The organism is Paenisporosarcina sp. P4_D4, from assembly GCF_056401835.1.
On record NZ_JBFUIO010000052.1, the window covers coordinates 1 to 18,854 of the forward strand.

General features: G+C 37.4%; 18 protein-coding genes and 1 pseudogene. 5 read left to right on the forward strand and 14 right to left on the reverse strand.

The window, feature by feature from the left end:
• Window positions 1-97: 97 nt before the first annotated feature.
• Complete coding sequence (locus AC1DSL_RS11755; protein ID WP_477532312.1) at window positions 98-358, reverse strand: hypothetical protein; 261 nt, start codon at window positions 356-358, stop codon at window positions 98-100.
• Window positions 359-952: 594 nt separating this feature from the next.
• On the reverse strand, window positions 953-4,738 hold the full coding sequence (locus AC1DSL_RS11760) for a S8 family serine peptidase (protein ID WP_477532313.1): 3,786 nt from the start codon (window positions 4,736-4,738) through the stop codon (window positions 953-955).
• A gap of 634 nt (window positions 4,739-5,372) precedes the next feature.
• On the opposite strand from AC1DSL_RS11760, the pseudogene AC1DSL_RS11765 reads away from it, so the two are divergent.
• Together AC1DSL_RS11765 and AC1DSL_RS11770 are read left to right on the forward strand one after the other, a co-directional pair.
• A pseudogene (locus AC1DSL_RS11765) lies at window positions 5,373-5,666 on the forward strand (transposase); the annotation flags it as partial.
• Between the two features lie 137 nt (window positions 5,667-5,803).
• Complete coding sequence (locus AC1DSL_RS11770; protein WP_477532326.1) at window positions 5,804-6,775, forward strand: IS3 family transposase; 972 nt, start codon at window positions 5,804-5,806, stop codon at window positions 6,773-6,775.
• Window positions 6,776-6,954: 179 nt separating this feature from the next.
• On the opposite strand, the gene AC1DSL_RS11775 is transcribed toward AC1DSL_RS11770, so the two are convergent.
• The 3 genes from AC1DSL_RS11775 to AC1DSL_RS11785 all read right to left on the reverse strand — a co-directional run bounded on the left by AC1DSL_RS11775 (window position 6,955) and on the right by AC1DSL_RS11785 (window position 9,255).
• The gene (locus AC1DSL_RS11775; RefSeq protein WP_477532327.1) at window positions 6,955-7,833 is read right to left on the reverse strand and encodes a helix-turn-helix domain-containing protein; all 879 of its coding nucleotides are present in this window, start codon (window positions 7,831-7,833) and stop codon (window positions 6,955-6,957) included.
• A 314-nt stretch (window positions 7,834-8,147) separates the two neighbouring features.
• A complete protein-coding gene (locus tag AC1DSL_RS11780) occupies window positions 8,148-8,591 on the reverse strand; it encodes a hypothetical protein (RefSeq protein WP_477532314.1) in 444 nt (147 codons plus the stop codon).
• Between the two features lie 211 nt (window positions 8,592-8,802).
• Window positions 8,803-9,255, reverse strand: a complete 453-nt coding sequence (locus AC1DSL_RS11785) for a hypothetical protein (RefSeq protein WP_477532315.1) — start codon at window positions 9,253-9,255, stop codon at window positions 8,803-8,805.
• 197 nt (window positions 9,256-9,452) lie between these two features.
• Here AC1DSL_RS11785 and AC1DSL_RS11790 point away from each other — a divergent pair, with 197 nt between their 5' ends.
• A complete protein-coding gene (locus tag AC1DSL_RS11790) occupies window positions 9,453-10,097 on the forward strand; it encodes an MFS transporter (RefSeq protein WP_477532316.1) in 645 nt (214 codons plus the stop codon).
• A gap of 18 nt (window positions 10,098-10,115) precedes the next feature.
• Window positions 10,116-10,700 carry an MFS transporter gene (locus AC1DSL_RS11795; RefSeq protein ID WP_477532317.1) on the forward strand — a complete coding sequence of 195 codons (585 nt, stop codon included), beginning with the start codon at window positions 10,116-10,118 and terminating at the stop codon, window positions 10,698-10,700.
• 110 nt (window positions 10,701-10,810) lie between these two features.
• Here AC1DSL_RS11795 and AC1DSL_RS11800 read toward each other — a convergent pair whose 3' ends face one another.
• The gene (locus AC1DSL_RS11800; RefSeq protein WP_477532318.1) at window positions 10,811-11,398 is read right to left on the reverse strand and encodes an NAD(P)H-dependent oxidoreductase; all 588 of its coding nucleotides are present in this window, start codon (window positions 11,396-11,398) and stop codon (window positions 10,811-10,813) included.
• A gap of 119 nt (window positions 11,399-11,517) precedes the next feature.
• On the opposite strand from AC1DSL_RS11800, the gene AC1DSL_RS11805 reads away from it, so the two are divergent.
• Window positions 11,518-11,961 (forward strand): MarR family winged helix-turn-helix transcriptional regulator, encoded by a 444-nt coding sequence (locus AC1DSL_RS11805; protein WP_477532328.1) that lies wholly within the window; start codon window positions 11,518-11,520, stop codon window positions 11,959-11,961.
• A 505-nt stretch (window positions 11,962-12,466) separates the two neighbouring features.
• On the opposite strand, the gene AC1DSL_RS11810 is transcribed toward AC1DSL_RS11805, so the two are convergent.
• The 8 genes from AC1DSL_RS11810 to AC1DSL_RS11845 all read right to left on the reverse strand — a co-directional run bounded on the left by AC1DSL_RS11810 (window position 12,467) and on the right by AC1DSL_RS11845 (window position 18,386).
• Window positions 12,467-13,003, reverse strand: a complete 537-nt coding sequence (locus tag AC1DSL_RS11810; RefSeq protein WP_477532319.1) for an iron transporter — start codon at window positions 13,001-13,003, stop codon at window positions 12,467-12,469.
• A gap of 62 nt (window positions 13,004-13,065) precedes the next feature.
• Window positions 13,066-13,515, reverse strand: coding sequence for a hypothetical protein (locus AC1DSL_RS11815; protein WP_477532320.1), 450 nt, complete (start codon window positions 13,513-13,515; stop codon window positions 13,066-13,068).
• Between the two features lie 460 nt (window positions 13,516-13,975).
• On the reverse strand, window positions 13,976-14,899 hold the full coding sequence (locus AC1DSL_RS11820) for an alpha/beta hydrolase fold domain-containing protein (RefSeq protein WP_477532321.1): 924 nt from the start codon (window positions 14,897-14,899) through the stop codon (window positions 13,976-13,978).
• 312 nt (window positions 14,900-15,211) lie between these two features.
• Window positions 15,212-15,493: a hypothetical protein gene (locus tag AC1DSL_RS11825; protein ID WP_477532322.1), complete on the reverse strand. Its 282-nt coding sequence runs from the start codon at window positions 15,491-15,493 to the stop codon at window positions 15,212-15,214.
• Window positions 15,494-15,645: 152 nt separating this feature from the next.
• Window positions 15,646-16,086 (reverse strand): RDD family protein, encoded by a 441-nt coding sequence (locus tag AC1DSL_RS11830; RefSeq protein WP_477532323.1) that lies wholly within the window; start codon window positions 16,084-16,086, stop codon window positions 15,646-15,648.
• Window positions 16,087-16,143: 57 nt separating this feature from the next.
• A complete protein-coding gene (locus AC1DSL_RS11835; RefSeq protein WP_477532324.1) occupies window positions 16,144-17,427 on the reverse strand; it encodes a DUF4179 domain-containing protein in 1,284 nt (427 codons plus the stop codon).
• The gene (locus tag AC1DSL_RS11840; protein WP_342541776.1) at window positions 17,411-17,941 is read right to left on the reverse strand and encodes a sigma-70 family RNA polymerase sigma factor; all 531 of its coding nucleotides are present in this window, start codon (window positions 17,939-17,941) and stop codon (window positions 17,411-17,413) included. Before AC1DSL_RS11840 ends, AC1DSL_RS11835 begins: the two co-directional genes overlap by 17 nt.
• Before the next feature lie 241 nt (window positions 17,942-18,182).
• Window positions 18,183-18,386 (reverse strand): hypothetical protein, encoded by a 204-nt coding sequence (locus tag AC1DSL_RS11845; RefSeq protein ID WP_477532325.1) that lies wholly within the window; start codon window positions 18,384-18,386, stop codon window positions 18,183-18,185.
• Window positions 18,387-18,854 lie beyond the last annotated feature (468 nt).

Genomic DNA, 18,854 nt, shown 5'->3' on the forward strand with positions numbered 1-18,854 from the left:
CAACTAAACTGCCCCGTTAGTTCAATAAGAAAAATTAACTTACTGCACAATATGGACCTAGAGTGCAAAAAAAAGAGCCAGCACTATGAATGCTGACCTAGATTTTTTCAGGTATAACACTGTACTTTGTAAAATAAGTACCTAAAATCAACAAAATTAAAATAATAGCCCAACTTAATATTCCCGTAAAATTTAACCAATAAGCCAAAAGGCCTGTTATAGCAATCAGAAAGAAGCAAATAGATGATAATGCACTTTTCATCCCCGTTGCACCAGCTTGTTTTCTTTTTTGAACTACAACGAAACTGGAAAAACTAAGAACGCCTATTAGTATTATTGACAGAATTATCGGTATCAAGAAATCACCTCCCATTTTATAAGCGACTTCATACGAAACTGCGTGCTTCAAGGATATTCTTCTTTTTCGACATTTACTGTTATTTCTAATATTATCATAATTATCCAACTTAATATAGTTTCTTATTGAACTAACATGCCTCGTTAGTTCAATAAGTTCAACAAAAAAAGCGTTAATCCTGCTCGGATCAACGCAACTTTATTTCAAAACTACAGGATGTTGAGTATTGCGGCGTTTTCGTTAGATGACGTCCCATTTTCATCCATAGTTAAGTACGTCAAGTTTATCCTGTACAGAATAACTTGTATAGGATTTCTTCAGCCCTTGGGTACCATGATGTTGATAATGATAGACCCAGCTCCTTAGAGTATATTTAGTACTACCTATTTCTTTCGCTAGGGCATGAAAACTTTCATTGCCTTCACTGTACTTTAATACAGCCGACAACTTTACATCATAAGTAAAGTTGGTCATAAAAAACTGCACCTCCAATAGTTAGTTGAGTCTAACAATCGGGGTGCAGTTCATTTACTTGGTAGCTTTTTATATAAAGCCACTGCCCTTTATGCAAATCTATTGTATCTACCGTGAGTGTTAGCGCACAGCGTAGGTCTTAATGATTGTCTGCTCGATCTGGCTGTCGTTTACGTCCCATGCCTTGACACGGAGCGACACGTAACCAGATTTTGGGTTTTTCACGGACACCTTGTAGTGGCCACCTTTCTTGCTCGACACTTTCGCGGTGTTCCAGGTGACACCGTCGTCAGTGGACACTTCGACTTCAACCCCTTTTATGTCTGGGGTATCACCTGATTGAAGGGAGAATGAAAGGTCAAAGTGGTAAGTATTTCCACCCTTTGTCTTGTTTTCCCCATCCAGTTCAAGGTCATACGTTGGCCACAGTAAGCCAAGGTTTTCCCGTCCACTTGCCGGTCGCTCAGACTTGAACGTCCATGCTGTGCTGGTCTGTGTAGACATTCTGAATCCTGTCGGGTGCGCCGTATCCATGGTGATTCGGTAAGTCGCTGGGTCAGGGCTAACTGACAGCGGGTAAAAGAATGAGAAATAATTGCTCGTTGTAAGGAGCTTTCCGTCCTTGTACAACCGAGCCACCGAAGTGTCTTCAGGGTAATCAAAAGCAAAATTGCCCCAGTGCCCCGGTTGGCTGTCGCCCTGTTCAAATATGTTGAGCGTGAATTTGTCTCCTTCACGATATGCCATGGTTATCTCCCTGTCTGCCAGACCATTGGCTGCACCAAGCCATGTCTCTTCGCGCTGTTCACCCGGAAGATAGATACGGTGTATGTCATTCATACTACGTTTCATGCGATTTTCGTCATGGACAGTGTGGTTCCATTTAATATCTTTCAGCATCGGCCACTTGCTGCCGGTTGAATACCACTCTTCCCGGTCTAGCGGTGCGTCGAAATAATAATCCAAGACTTGCAAGGTCACAAACTCACGCGGGCGGATCGACGCCAGCGAATCAACGAGAACCCTGCCTTTTGAACCGCGATAGTGTGCATTCACTACTGCAGAGTTTTCTTTAGTCACCGTGTCGACTGGGTTAGTCGGGATCGCTTCCGGAATAACCATCGCCATGTTATACACATACGGGCTGTTGGCAATACCCTTTAAGTTGATACTAGTAGGTCCGTTGGCAATTCGATCGAATAGCACCGCACCTTCGTCTTGTTGAAGGGTCCAGGCCGGAATTGTAATGCCGTCTGTTTTCAAAACGCTAGTCCAGAAAATGCCTGGTCCGTCGTAGACAATAAATACACCCGCAGCACCGGTAGCAGTCACTGCTTTAATCTGGTCAGTAATCGTCGATTCCGTATCACGAGTGATGACTGCCAGTTTGCCACTTAGATTCTTGCCACTGAGGTCATCAGGTCGAGCAAAGCCAAGATCGACTGCTTCCATTGTCTTATCGCCGTCCAACTTAGGCGTAAACTCGACATGCTCGAGCGGAATCGAATCACCAGTTCCGTCATACGATGCACGGATCAAAGGAGCGAATCTGCGCTGTTTGAAGCTAAAATCGAACGTGCCGGTCGTCAAAGGCTCAGTTGGTACCACGTATGCGTGATCCCAGTACGGATTATAAAAACCAGTTATTACATCCATTCTAAACTTGTCTTGATCCAGGCGGTACCCTAATTGGTATCCGGTCCCGTCGGACTCCTTAGGAGTAGAGATTTTGACCTCTTTACCCAACTGCGCATCTATCGTGAGGATCTTGTTCTCGCTAAGCTCAACTTCAGGATCACCTGCGAGGGTATGATTCTCTACAAGGAATCCAGCTTCATCGTAGGTATCCACGGTACCCATTACCGAGTAACGCCCTTGCGGCACTTCGATGAGCTTAATCCCAGTGTCTCTATTTGGTCTGACTTTATTGTAGGATCCCGTATCAAGGTTAACCACAAAGAATTCTCCACTCGTTGTGTTTCCATTGCGGTCAATCAATTGAAGCGTTAAATCCACTGATGGTACCTTCTTCGTAGCGCCAATGGTCGTGTTTACTCTTTTACCGTCACTTGAAGTAGCCGTAACGACTGCTTTGTAATCACTTACAGTGCCGAGAGAAGGATCAAACGTCACTTCGACCGTACTGCTGCTATTGGCAGGAATTGTTACTTCTGACTGACTTAGTGTAAACATACCATCCGGAGCCGGGGCTCCTTTTTCATTTTTAGATTCCATAGTAAGCGTTAATGTCATTTCACCATCGGATGGATTGACATAATCAAATGTCTTCTCGATCGGCTCACTGGTTTCCTCAGCACTTCCAAGGCTGACGACTGCAGGACTGCTATAGACGTTCGCATCCAGAGCTTTCTCAATGCTTACAAGTCCGCCTCCCTGCTGATAGGCCGTATTTTTTGCATTTGGCATAGCCGTTCCAACCAACACCTGCTTGATTCGGTCAGCAGACCAGTCCGGATGCCTTTGTTTAAGAATGGCTGCAGCACCAGCAATATGTGGTGTAGCCATCGACGTACCATTAGCAGCGGTATAATTGTCGTCAACGACAGTACCCATATAGGTTCCTGTTGCACGAGCAGCTACGATTCCTACTCCTGGTGCCATAATTTCTGGTTTGACACGGTAATTGTTGATAACCGGACCACGGCTTGAAAAGGGAGCTAACACGCCGGTTTTGTCTACTGCCCCAACAGTCAATGCTTTTTCGGCTACACCGGGTGATCCTACAGTTTTCTTATCTGATCCATCATTAMCTGCAGCCACAACAAATAATGTGTCAGAGGTTTCACTCAAATTGTTAAGCGCTTGACTCACCGGATCAGTACCGTCACTCGGAGTAGGATTACCTAGACTCATACTGACGATATCGGCGCCTTCCTCAACTGCCCAATCCATTGCAGCGATGACTCCTGAATCAGAACCGTAACCACTACTGTCAAGCACCTTTCCAATTAGAAGCTCAGCACCTGGAGCTACTCCTTTTAATTTACCATTGGAAGCTGCGCCAGATCCCACGATAGTCGAAGCAACATGCGTTCCGTGACCGTGATGATCGATAGAATCAGGGTCGTCTGTGAAGTTCTTCGCTTCTAAGATGGTTCCTTTAACATCAGGATGATTCGAATCAATCCCAGTGTCTAAGACAGCCACTTTCACGCCTTTGCCATCATATCCAGCCTCCCATGCTATCGGGGCCCCGATCTGCGAAACACTCTGTTCTAGCGTCACTTGTACCATTTTGTCGAGCCATATCTTCTCTATACCACCAGCAAGTACCGGCTCGGTCGCTTCGAAGTCGCTGTCGTCGTCGATTGCTTCCCAGAACGTCTCAGCCTCCGATTTGTTCACCTTAAACGCAATACCGTTGGCACTCTCTAATACCATGTCCTTTTTAGAACCTGCCGGAGCAGTCTTTTCTAACGCTTTGCCCACTTTGGCCGGTGTGCCCGCGTAAGTCGCGATCACCGGTATTTCGCCGTTAGCGTCGTCGTATCCGTACTCTATCAACTTGGTAATGTTGAACAGGTCGCGGTCAAGCTCATCCGCATCGATGTACGGCTGAGCCTTAGCCGGGATGACATAGTGATCGTCACCTATCCGAATCTGATTTATTTCCGTTGGTTCGCCATCGAGTGACGGTTCGAATGTCACTGCCTGTAACCCGTCAGCATAACTGTCAATCATCAAAACTTCGCCCGTGATAAGGGTAACAGTGTGCGAGTCGACAACCATGTTGTTCTGCAGTTGCTTGGACGCCTGGTTGGCCAGCGTTTTGGCGGTGGTGGCATCATAAGCAAATGAATGAACAGTACTTGTTGCCAAAAGTACTGCAGATACCAATCCTGCGGTCATTACATTAACAATTTTTTTGTTTCTCCTCTTCCCCATTAAATCTCTCCTCTTCCTTACTAAATAGTAGATTAATATATTTGTAAAAATGTGAGGGTTTCGTGCTAATGACTTAACTTCACATTTAATACACTGATCTGTCCCTTCAACATCAGGTTATTAAAATTTTTCAACTAATCTAGCATAAGCTGAGTCTATCCAATAGTTATTCAATATTCAGAAATATTACTCAAACTAACTTTATCATACAATATTTCCACTTTTCTGGAAATAAAACAAAAGTACTATACCAAGAGTGACATAATAAGGGTCAGGACATTTTTTTATAAGTGATTTTTAATTAAGAGTGACTGGTAAGAAGCCTTCAATAGTTTTAGAAGCTACAGGGTATTATCAAACTCCTGTCGTCATTACTTGGGAAGAACGAGGATATTTTGAGAGCAAGTGAAGAAAAAATTACAGACAAGATATTTGGATTATGTAAAAGTCGATCAATCAGGTGGGCAAAAGAAAAATCTATTCAGCTTAAAGCTGCGGCAGTTCGTATATGGAAAATATGCTTAGACTAAAAACAAATCATATACTTGATGCTTTGGACGTAAAAAAAGACCATCGAAATTGTACTGCACCCCGAAAGTTAGACCACCAAATCTAACTTTTGAGGTGTTTTTTTGTGGTCAAATATGATGAAGGATTCAAGCAAAAAGTTGTTCACGCTTATTTAGCTGGTGAAGGTGGATATGCTGCCCTGGCTACTAGATTTGGAGTTCCAAGTAAAACGAATATAAGAAAATGGGTCAGTGCGTTTCAAGAATTTGGGAAACAGGGTTTGGTTACTAAAGAGGCAGATGCGAGTTATCCTGTTCAATTTAAATTAGATGTCCTAAACTATAAGTTAAGAACAAGAGATTCCTTTGAAGAAGTGGCTAGAAAATTTGGCATGACTGAACCGACTATGATTATTAATTGGTTGAGGAAATGGCAAAATGAAGGTGTTGAAGGGCTCTCTAAATCAAAGGGGCGTCGATCAATGTCTAACAATCCAAAGAAGAAAAAGAACGTGAAAAAATTGACGAAGGAACAACAGCTTTTAAAAGAAATAGAATTACTTCGTGCGGAAAATGCCTATTTAAAAAAGCTCCGAGCTTCAGGGATAAATATTCCGAGCCGACTGCTAAAACAGAATCCAGAGTCATCCATGAACTCAGAAAAGAATTCAAATTAGCCGTTATTCTTGAAGCAACAGATTTTCCAAAGGCCACCTATATGTATTGGCAAAAGCGATTTAACGAACCTAATCCAGATGAAGAGATTGAAAACATGATCAAGGAGATTGTAGACAAGCATGATGGAAATTACGGTTATCGTCGAATTGATATAGATTTACGCAAGAGAGGCTATAGCGTAAATCACAAAAAGATCCTTCGGATTACTAATAAGCTTTACATGACATGCAAATCCTTCACACGRAAGTCTAGGAAATATAGTACGTACAAAGGAACAGTTGGCACGACTTCAAAAAACCTTGTCAATCGTAGATTTTATACAAGCATCCCATATCAAAAACTAACGACTGATACAACCGGATTTAAATATTACGAGACGAATGCGAATGGGAAGTTAATCATTAAGAAGGCTTATTTAGATCCGTTCTTAGATATGTTTAATAGTGAGATTTTATCCTACAGGCTCTCAGAACGTCCAAACGCAAAAGCCATCTTGGATGCCTTGGATGAAGCAATAGAAATAGCAAAAGACTGCACCTATCGAACGACGATACACTCTGACCAGGGTTGGGGGTATCAAATGAAGTCATATGTAAAGAAGCTAAAAGATAACGGGATATTCCAAAGTATGTCCCGAAAAGGAAATTGTCTGGATAATTCGCTTATGGAAAACTTCTTCAGCATAATGAAACAGGAAATGTATTACGGGAAATTTTATCTCTCTTTTGAAGAGCTGAAGCAAGCAGTGAATAAGTATATTTATTACTATAACAATGAACGGATAAAAGCAAAATTGACYGGCATGAGCCCGGTTGAATACCGTCTCCATACCAGTCAACTAGCTGCTTAAATATTTCTGTCTAACTTTTAGGGTTCAGTACAAATGATGGTCTTTTTTAACTAAAGCATCCTTTAGCTTAATATTATTTATTTGCATTCTGTTCTTAGCAAGCGTTAATTCTTCTTGGATCGACTCCCACTTAGTTTAATAAGTGCATTACCTACAAAGTAATCAAATATTAACAGTCATTACTCATTAAAATCTAGATTACTTGGTTGTTTCGGTAAATGGTCTTGTGAAAGCATATTTGTCGTAGCTACTTTCTTATTCACTTCCTCAAAATTGAAACCGTCTGCCCATACTTTTCCTTCGCCAATAAGTAAAACGCCAAAGTGAATGGAGACACTTTCTTCTGGAACATCTAAAATGATAGAATAGTGATTCCACTCTGTAGTACCTTGAATAGAACGATTATCCATATTATCAAATTGAATTGTATCACCAGAAAAATTATCAATTCGAAGCCAAGCACCACATTTTGTCACCTGTTCTGTTTTTAAGAAACATGACATCTTTATTCGTTTTCCTTTGTAATCATCTGATTGGAAACCTTGCATCATTGTCGCAAATTGTTGTTCATTTGCCTTACCCTTCGCATAAAGCAATCCCGATTTTGTCCCTGTGTGGAATACATCTCCATCTACTATTAATTCATACAGTTCCGGATTAGAACCACTTAAGTTCCATCCTTTAATTTGTTCTTGTGTGTTCATATCATTCTCCTCCTTTTTCATTCGTACAACTATCATCACCTGACGATATTTTCCTGGCGGTAAGCCGTAAACATCTTTAAACTCTCGTGTAAAGGCCTCTTGAGATTGAAAACGGAATAAGAAGGCGATTGTTAAAATTGATTCATCTGTTTGTAACAGAAATGATGCAGCCGTCGCTAATCGACGTAAACGTATATATTCCCCAATCGACTTCCCTGTTTCTTGTTTAAATACACGTGATAAGTGATATTTCGAATAACCAATGACGGAAGGAAAAATATCCATTTGGATTTCTTCCGTCAGATTGCCCTCGATATAAGAGACTGTTTTTTGCGTTATTTCACTGTAATACAACTCACTCACCTCAAAATCATCATAACGAATAAATAGAAAGAATTTTTGATAAATATTGCTAAGATAAATTCCTTATTATATGTATAAATCTACTTATCTTTCTGTTTTTGACCACATTCAATTTCCCATCTCTTCAACTAACTGCCCCGTTAGTTGAAGTTTCAACTTAACTTGATTGGATCATTTTTCATGGATATTTCACTCTCATTTTTCTACCTAAAACGCTACCTTTCTAGATTTTATTCGAGTTTGCACCTAATATAATACTTTTGAAACCGAACCCCATGAGAGCTGAAGGAAAAAAAGCTGTTTATCTACTCGTATTGGTTGAAATTTGTATCCTTTGGCATAACAGATGTAATATACGCTATTTCTTCTTCACTAAGATTAGGGGCAAAAAATTCCGTTCCCCAATGTTCAGAATGAAACATCGTAGTATCACCTTTGCTTAAGAAAATAGAGAACCATTTGATATTCTCCGTTTCAGCTATGTGATCATAAAGAAGATAATGTGAAATATCGTACGTCAGGATTCCTCGGAAAATGGTTAATTTCATATCTTCTGGCAACTCATGATCGGCTTGAACTAAGGCTTTCGTTTCCTTAATCACTTCTTTTTCTTCATTCCAACAATGAATCTCGATGGTATCCGATTTCTCAATGAAGTATTTCATTAACGGAACCCAGTACGCATAATCTTCAGGCATCGGATTAGGATTAGGGAATGCTGGAATGGTGAAATGCAATTGGTATTTCATGTTTTAACTCACCTTCCCTTCTATAGATCAACAATAAAGTATATTTACCGAACGTTTCACTTTTAAAGAAAGCTTATCATTGGCTGATTCGTCCGCCATCCATCGATTCGTTTACTCAACTGGCATGTATAGTCCATACACAACCAGTTGACATAGCATCACAATCGGGAAGTATTCCTTTTATTCAACTAAAGCACCCGTTAGTTGAAGATTACCCTCTCTTTTTTTCAGTTATTTTTGGTTCTTCATACGAAATAATATCGATTATATGATTCAAGCAAGGAACCTGATAATGTACAAATTTGTCTTCGGGAAATATATCTTCTGCTATGGTTCCAGCTTTAATGAAATCTAAGTATCTTGATTTGGTGTAAACCTTAAATATTTCACCTTGAAAAACTTCATATTCATCCACCACTGTAAAAGACTCGTTTACTACCGAATAAGATACATAGGACTTAAATTCAAGTTGAATTGCTGGTAATCCATCATCCACTTCAAAAGGATAATAAGCTTCTGTAAATCGTTCACCTAAATCTATATCCTCACTTTTGTTACTGATTTTACATCTATCGATTAATATACATAGGGCATTTTCTTCAGGTTCTGACAAGTTGTTCAGATAAATGTAACCTTTTGATTTCATTAAATCGTTGTAATTCATATCATCATCCCCTCTTTCTTTTCACACTTAAGTATTCATTTTATCATTTCCCTTATTCAACTAACCTGCTTCGTTAGTTGAATAAGAAAAAGGCTTTACCCCTTATTGAAGTAAAGCACCCGTTAGTTGAAGAAGAGATCCATTTTACAGGTAATTAACTTCGGCGTATCGAATAGATTGTGTAAAGGGGTGATTAAGTGGTAAGTAAAGAAAAATGGAAACGATGGCGTTTTCCAACTTTATTACTAGGAGCTGTCGGAATATCTGGACTGGGGGATTTTGTATTTTTGGTCGCTATAAATTTATTAGTGTATCAAATGACAGAATCCGCAGCAGCTGTGGCTGGTCTGTGGATTGTTGGACCACTTGCATCGATTTTCACGAGATTTTGGGCTGGGAGCATTATTGATCGTGCAAATCGCAAAAAGTTAATGATATGGACGGACTTGATTCGGGCATTATTAATCGCTTTGGTCCCTTTTATGCCTACCGTATGGGAGATATACATATTGTTGTGGTTTGTGAGCATGGCGAAAGCATTTTTTGCACCTGCATCGCTTACCTATATTACGGAACTTGTTCCAGCTGAACAACGCAAACAATTTAATGCATTTTATTCCTTAACAAGCTCTGGTGCATTTATTGTAGGACCCGCGATTGCAGGGGTGCTTTTTGTCATTGGTTCAGTGTATTTAGCAATCTTTTTAAATGCAATCTCTTTTTTAATATCAGCAATTTTGTTTTTATTTTTACCTGATCAACAGGAAGAAAAAACATCATTTAAAAATCCACTGTCTTTTTCAGCTATTCGAGAAGAAGAAATAACTGTTATTGCTTTTTGAAAAAAAACACCCATTTTTATGATAGTACTTGCTTTGTATTTAGGAACACTGTTCACAACATTTGCTATGGATACGCAAGAAGTTGTCTTTACTCAGAGAGTCGTTGGGCTATCAGAGCTGGATTATAGTTTGCTCATTAGTATTACAGGCATCGGATCTATTTTAGGAGCATTAACGGTTGCGTCTTTTTCAAAAAAACTATCCATTCGTTTTCTTTTTGGTGGAGGACTTCTTCTAATGTCACTCGGTTACTTACTGTATGCCTTCAGTACGTCGTTCACAATGATTACAATAGGGTTCGTAATACTGGGGTTTTTTAATTCTTTTGCTAACACTGGCTACAACACATTTTATCAATTTCATGTTCCGATTGAAATTATGGGGAGGGTGACTAGCTTTTATGGACTCATCCAAAGTGCAGGGCAAATCCTATTGGTAATAGTCGTTGGTTTCGTAGCAGATATTTTTCCACTCCGATATACAATTATCACATTATCTCTGGTGAATTTCTTCTCTATAATTGGCCTGATCGTACTTATGAAACATCGTATCTATCAATCGATTTTTAGTGAAGTGGAGAACAATGAAAAGATGACTGCATAAAAAATGCTACTTTTTCTTATTGAACTAACCTGCCCCATTAGTTCAATAAGAAAAAAAGAGCTGACTCGTATGCAGTAGTTTACTGCGGAAAAAATGCTTATTCACATTCTTTAGCGGTCTATTATTTTGAAATAACGATATATTTTGTTTAATTTCTCGTCATGCTTTCCCTTCGGATTTTCCATATTCCCAAATTCAAAAAACTTCACTCTTTTTATCCCAACATAATTAAATAAGGCTTTCTTCATTAATACTTTGTGCGAATTATTCAACCAGAACAAAGGATAATGCGTTGGCCCCTTCATCGTTGAAATACAAACAATAGACTTCCCCTTCAAAAGTCCTTCTGGCAGAAGTCCGCCCTTGTCTTTGTAGGCAAATTCTGAAGCAAACATTTGGTCTATATACCCCAAAAGCATAGCTGGAGGACGTCCCCACCAGATCGGATATATGAAAACTATTTTATCGGCCCAAATAATTTGTTCTCTATACTTTTCAAGTTGGGGATCGGAGTGCATATCCCTTCTGCGTTTTTTCTCATTGAAAACTAGGATCGGATTAAACTCCTCTTTATATAAATCCAGCACCTTTATCTCCGCTTTATTGGGGTTCTCACTGCTTCCTTGGATGACCTTTTGAAAAAATGCATAACTTAGGCTCTGATGATTTGGATGAGTATATATTACAAGCGTTCTCATTGTGCCACCTCTTTACTTATCATTTGATAAACAAATCGTAACACACTCTTTTTTAGTTATCAAATGATAATTGTATTATAACAACTATTTTGTTATATTGTCAGTAAGAGGTGATCCTTCTGGACAAAAAAGCTTTATTTCATAAATTTGTGGCCTTTACTACTTCTGTACATCAAGTGACGCATGAAATTACAAAAGATGTTAAATCCGATTCTATTACCCCCGTTCAACATAGTATTCTTGAATATATAGCGGTTAGTCAGCCCGTTACCATTAGTCAAATTAGTGATTGTCAGAATATGTCCATGCCTAACACGAGCCGTGAACTGAAAAAACTAAGCGAAAAAAATCTATGCGAAAAATTTGCCGTTGCCGAGGATCGACGAAAGCAATATATCCGTCTTTCCAAAGAAGGCGAAGTCATGATGAACGAAGCCTTTAAACATATAGAAGCCCGTTTCCTGCAACGGATAAAGGAGGCGTCCGATGAAGATTTGGAAGAAATTAATCGGTCGCTGGATGTGCTTCACTCAAAAGTGTTTTATTCAAGTAAATCATTATGAAGGTGAAAGGCCTATCGTGCTGCACCTCCAAATACGACAAACTCTTTCCCTAAATGGGAGGAGCTCGTCTTTTAACTTGCAAGAAAATCTCTATCCCGTTACTTGAATAAGAGAAAGACTTTACTCCTTATTGAAGTAAGCGCAAGTTTATGGAATGTTTTATGTGATTTTTCTTAAAGAAAAGCACTCATTGATCGATCCTGTTTCCAAACTTATACGTCGATTGGCTTGTGCTACCCCTAAAACAGAAAAAGGCTAAATCATAAGATTTAACCCTTTCACTATTTAGAATTTCTATTTATCATATAACTTAATCCCACTTAGTTCATTGCTATTAAAACTTATAAAAAGCAAAAGACGATTTAACCTTTTTAGAGGCTAAATCGTCTTTTCTTTATAAAATCGCCCCGAAGTTTTTTAAAAATATGAAGTCATTCCAATTATCGAAACCACTTCTATAGCAGCGTCGGTTCCGCAAAGGGCAACGATTTCTGCTCGTATTTATTTATTTTTGAGCCCCATCATACTTAAATTCCCACTTTAAAGTCATTGGTTCATAGAACTTTTCAACATCTTCAGCGTGACGAGATAAATCAGGTTCGCTGATTTGAAAAGTTAATTCATAATTACCAGGTTCAGGTAATAAAACATTAGAAGCATAATGTGGGTCACCTGCTACCATTTGATACAATTGCCCTTGATCTACATCTTCATCTGTATCAAGATTATGTATCTTATAGCCATTTGTTAGATATGGAATCCATTCACCTTCATGAAATCCAAAAGAATTGTTTTTTGCTGCATGAATGTCGGCTTCTAAGTGAATGTTTCCTTCTTTTCCTCCACGCTCAACAGGAGCTACTTCAACTGAATGGGGCAAATAAACAGCATTAATCTCCATTCCATTTTTAATTACCTGACCAATCATTACATCTTCTCCAGCTTGACCTTCATGTTCAGAACCATGTTCTTTCTGATTAGTGCAAGCCGATAATACTAGAATTACTAATGATGCCAAAAATAAGATTAAGTATCTTTTCACAAGCTATCCCTCCCCATATCGATTTTATTTATCATTTCTAAACTTTGTTCGAACTGCTCATTTTAATTCCAGAGTTTTTTCAGCGGAACTCGGAATTTTGTATCTCTAAGTCTGTTAATAGTTAAGGAAAATAAATGATCTATTTTGAAATATTGATCCAAGCTTAAACTATAAATCTGTCTTTCTCTTAGTAACAAGCAAAATGCGCTTGTATAAAGGGTAAGGCTCATTACATTGATATTACCTGAGAGAAGAAAATTTATATGCATAAAGAGACAAGTCAGAATAGATGGAAGTATCATAAATCCTGCGATGAGGAACAAACCAAGCATCATTTGAACGATGGGAATGGAATAATTTAAACCCATCACGTGCTTTAAAGCTACCTCGCCAATAAGGAATTTGTAAAAATCTGGTACATTAGGTTTATCTAATGCTGTCACCAGATATTCACTAAGAAATACTCCGGGTTGAGCAAACCACGAATGCCCTGTGGAACCTCCTTTTCCCAAAATCTTCGTAACTCCCGCTAAAAGCCAACCTACCCCAAATAGAATACGCATTAAAACGACTAAAGATTGAAACACGTGTTTTCCAAGTTTGTTTTGATCTATATGATAATGATTTTCATTGTCAATTACATCCGTGCAGTATCATAGCTTCGCTTGTTATACGAGATCTACTTCCCAACCAGCCTCAAACATGTTTCTTCAAGTAGGGTTAGACAGTTTAGTTCACGGATCATCGTCCCACGCACCCGTACTTCCTACCCTGGCTACTGATATCTTAAATCCAATAAAAATAAGGTCAACCAGTAAAAACTGGTTGACCTTATAATACGAAAGCATTCGTGAGTTTAAGTGCAATCCTTCACAATCTTACATCCTGACCATTTAATGACAAAAATACTGCCTAAATGACGCTCTAGGCCTTTAACTCAAGCACTCTTAACTTGCAGTTGATAGACCTCAATTAGTTATTAATGATCTCAATAATTTTTTGTTGAGCATCTTTAGCTTCAGGGATTGGCATTACAACAAACGCATGGTTCATTTTTGGATAAACAAATGTTTTGTTCTCAATTCCTTGCTCTGTTAGTTTTTCATCAAGTTTTATAGCATCTGGATATAAACCTTCGTGTGTTCCAATAAAGTGAGTGATTTTCCCAAGTCCTTTAAAGTTACCGTAGATTGGACTAATTAATGGGTCATCTATGTTCTTATCAGCTGCCCAAATCTTTGTAATCACTTCCATTCCTCCAATAGCCAACATTGGGTCCTTTTTTTCATATTCAGGTATAAGAGGGTTATCAAGTCCCATATCAACACATGCAGATAGCAAAATGATATCTTTTGGTTGAGGTATATTGTTCGTCTTTAAAAGTTGTGCCAAACCAAGTGATATATTTCCGCCTGCCGAATCCCCCATGATGGTCAATTGTTTAGGACTTTCAACGGTTCCAAGGATTTCTTTATATAGGTTTAAGAGTTTTGGGTAGGTGTGCTGATAATTAAAATTAGGTACTTTAGGATAAATAGGAGCAATAATTTTTGCATTTAATGATTGTGCCATTTTATCCATGAACCTCCAATGAAAAATTAAAGGTTGATTAGTCCAGGCACCTCCATGTATATAAAGAATTACTTTTTGTTCTAAAGATTTTTGGTCATTTAATGTGAAAACCTTTATGTCCTCAATTACTTGCTCCTTAATATCACTGGAAAATTTAGCATTCCCTATAACATATGGCTTAATATTTTCAGTTCCCCTTTGTTTTACGAACTGCGAGGTGTTTTCAATAGTGGAAAAACCCTTTTTTGTATTTCGCAAAGTTAGATATTTTTCAAAAAGATAACTTTGTATAGAACGTTTTTTGCTGTAAATTTGTAAACTCATTTATATCCCCTTTCACAAACCCCTTTTTTATTGATCATTCTGTTCAGTTTATGAAATAACGTTAATATTTATTTTTTTCTTAATCAGAAGTTTTTAAGAATTTGAAAGCATGTTTTGAATAGAACGTGGGATTCTAATCTTCTTTTCAAGTTGTTATTCACAACACCCTTTTAAACACTAATCCTAATTTTAATTTACATATATTAACTTATTCAAAACCATTTCAAAATACTACTTCTTGAAGTAACCCCGTTACTTGAATAAGAGAAAAACTAACCCTCATTGCTAATGGATAATAAATTCCCCAGATATTTAAATAACAATTAAGACAATTATCCAACTGAATACGGTAATACCTAATAAAAGACTTCTGATTTTACTTCGTGTTTCTTTAGTACAACTATTTAAGTATCGACGAGTTCCTAATCCAATCGACCAAGCAACTATAAGGATTAAAGACAAAATAATTATAAATTTTGCATTAGGGAATGTATCGTTTAATACAGCTACAACTAAACCATTCAAACCAAAATATAAAAGTAAAGTAAGTGCTAAACCATAACCACATAAAAACCACGTACTATTTTTATTCATCTTGTCCCTCCTATTAAATACAATAAAACTCCATTTCTTTGTTCAACTATACTGCCCCTTTAGTTGAATAAGAAAAAAGAGCTGACTAGGCAGCTCTCTAATCTTTACCACATGCACACGTTAAATAAATAAAAGTAAATAGCTATTAGTAATTAATACTTATACTCTGACGTGCTTAAATTATAACTAACATAGGTTCCGCCAATAAAATCGTGAATTGACCTTTTGTCTTCTCTAAAAATAATCATAAAGATACTCACCACCGCTGATAATCCAAAAGAGACAAAACCAATTAGACCACGTCCAATTACTTCTCTCATAACCATATTTGAAAGTTTGACATTATCACCATCTAATCGTTTTACTTTAATTTTGCACATTCGCTTACCCAAAGAATAACCAATCCATAAGACTGGCAAGATAGTTAAATACAATGTATAAAACAATTGAAAAGTTAAACCAGACGTCCAATTAACATTGTAATCACCTTTTAGGATCATAAAAACAACACCTCCAAGAATGACAATAATGCTAAATTCCACCATAATGGATAATGCTCTCACTATTAGACCAGCAGGGTTTTTCGTCTCCACTTTATTTCCTCCAATCCAATGAAATGTGATTCAATATTTCAATCTCATCTCCTAGCACTATCGTGGAACCTTGACTGTGATTTGAGCTTCTTGATTCAACGTCATATGTGGCAGTACAAATGTTTTCAAAATAATGTCCCCATTACCTTTTGTATCATTAAAGTATAATTTATATTTATTCTTACCAATCGCTTTAGGATAACCTCCATCTGCTATTAAATCATTCCCGTCTGTGTCTTCCACAGATAATTGATTCATTTCAAAATTCGAACCAAAGGGGAATGAACTTGTTGATTCAAAGTAAAGGGCATACCGACCATTTTCTTCTTCGATTTTTGTCACCACAATGTCGCCCATTTCACCTTGTGAAATTGTTAAAGGTAATTGATTTTCTTCTAAAGTAGCTGTAATCTCCTTCCTTTCTATAACTAACGGCATAAAGAATGGACTAATGGTTAGACCAGTTACTTCCTCACTAAGTGGTTCGAATACATATTCGTAAAGCATACTCTCATCATCTCCCGAACCAGACGCATTAATCAYCGGTATAAGTGTTCCTTCTTGGTCTAATAAGTGTAGCTTAAGTACCTGATGTTCATTCATGATTTCTTCAACTGTCCCTTTATATAAAATGTGCAGACTTACAGCTGAATTTGTACTCTCAAATTTTTTCACTTCATAGGAAATGCCATCTAATTCAGCCGTTTGACCTGTGGTTAAATTAATACTATTATTATTTGTTTTTATTACATGTGTTTCAAAATGCCAATCACCTTCTGTCTTCCCAATTTGATGTATGGCAACGGATAAGTCAAACTCATTCGGTAAAGGCTTCGTTGGATGAACTTGAATGAGTCCGGAATATTGCCCGTTTGGTAGATACTCCCCTGTCATATTTTCCGAAAAGTTAATTACTTCCCCATTTACTTCAATATGAAGTGGATAAATTTCTTCTGCCTTATCTTGAACGAATGAAAATGCAAGGCGTGAACCATCATATAATACATCCTGAATCGTTAATGAAACCCCATTACTCGTTAATGTTTCATTTAGTGACATTGCATTTTCATCATTGATTGCAACTTGCAAACCTTTATCACCAACTGATGTGAAAATTGAATCGAGTATTGGTACTTTTGCAAGGACACTTGCCATCGTTGGTGAAATAAATCCTGAGCCAATGATTAAACCAAATGCGGCAGCACTTGAAAGCAGTAGCATCATTACTTTTTTAGGCGCAACTTTTTTTTGGCTAGCTCTTAACCCTTCTTCAATCGCTGCATCTAACTTTTGAAAAGGTACTTGAATTGAATCAATTGATTTTTTAATATCCTTGTTCATTCACTTGTCCCCCTTGATAAAACTGTTTTAACTTTTGAATTGCTCTGTGTAAATTCGACTTCACTGTGCCTTCTGGACAGTTTAAGTAATCTGCTATTTGTTGCACTGGTAAATCCCTATAATATCGAAGAATAATGACCGTTTTATATTTTTCTTCTAGCTGTTCGATTGCTTGTAATAAATCCATTTTTTCTTCAATCCGCATGTCGGGAGACTGTTTTTCCACCATTTCTTCTTTGAGTAGGATGATTTTCGATTTTTTTCGCAAAACATCGAGTGCTGTATTGATAAGAATCTTCGTAAGCCATGTATTGAAATACTTTTCTTCTTTTACAGTACTCATATTTACAAAGGCTTTCGTGATTGTCTCTTGAACAATATCTAAAGCATCATTTTCGTTCTTTACATATAAATAAGCCATCTTGTAAAGCTTTTCTTTATCGATTTCAATTAAATGAAGAAATGCTTTTTTGTCGCCTTGCTGAGCCTTTTTAAATAGACTTTGATTAAACACAAAGTACCCTCCATTTCCTTTACAATTGTTAGATGAATGAAATTCCCCTTTCGTTTCAAATTTTCAACATTTTTTTGTAGTCATACAGAAAACGCTTCTACTGCTCGCAGAAACGTGGATAGAATTATGATTAATTTAACTCCTATTCAGCTAACCTGCTCCGTTAGTTCAATAAGAAAAAAGTCTTCACCCCTTAATGGAGTAAAGCACCCGTTGGTTCAACAACTTATCGTTTGTAACTCTATTCTATAGCACCAGTTCTCGACGCTTTATTTTTTTTTATTCTCCAAAAAAGGGAAAAAATAAGGAGAAGAAATCCTACAACAACTCCTATAATTTGGTCTAATAAAAGTTCTTCAGTTCTAAAGTAACGAAGAATAAAAGTTCCACCAAATATTAAAAGAATCATACAAGCCAATTGAATAAGATATGTATTAATTTTCATCAGCTACCCCCTAACCCTCAATAAGTTAACATAAAACCAGAAACAGCTAACCTCAAAGGTTAGCTGCTATTTTTCAACATAAGCACCCGTTACTTCGTATATTGCTATGAACGAAAAGAATCCGGATCAAATGGGTTAAACTTTTTGTTTTTTTGTTTTATCCAATAAATAGAAGGCTATCGCTGCTATGAATAACCCCGTACTTAACCATAAAGCTATTCCATTCCATTTTCCATTAAAAAGGGTGATATTGGTAAGCGTGATGAGATGCATTAAAACAATTAGAATTAATAAACCAGTTGATGTTTTCAAATTACCACTTCCATTCTGTGTACTAATTCATTTCTTACTTAGACTTTTAATTCCAGCATCGAGATAAAAAAAGTAAAAACTCATCCTTTTAAGCTACAAGATTTTTATTAGTTGATTTAAATTACTTCAGTTTAAAAGTTCAGCAAATTTATATAC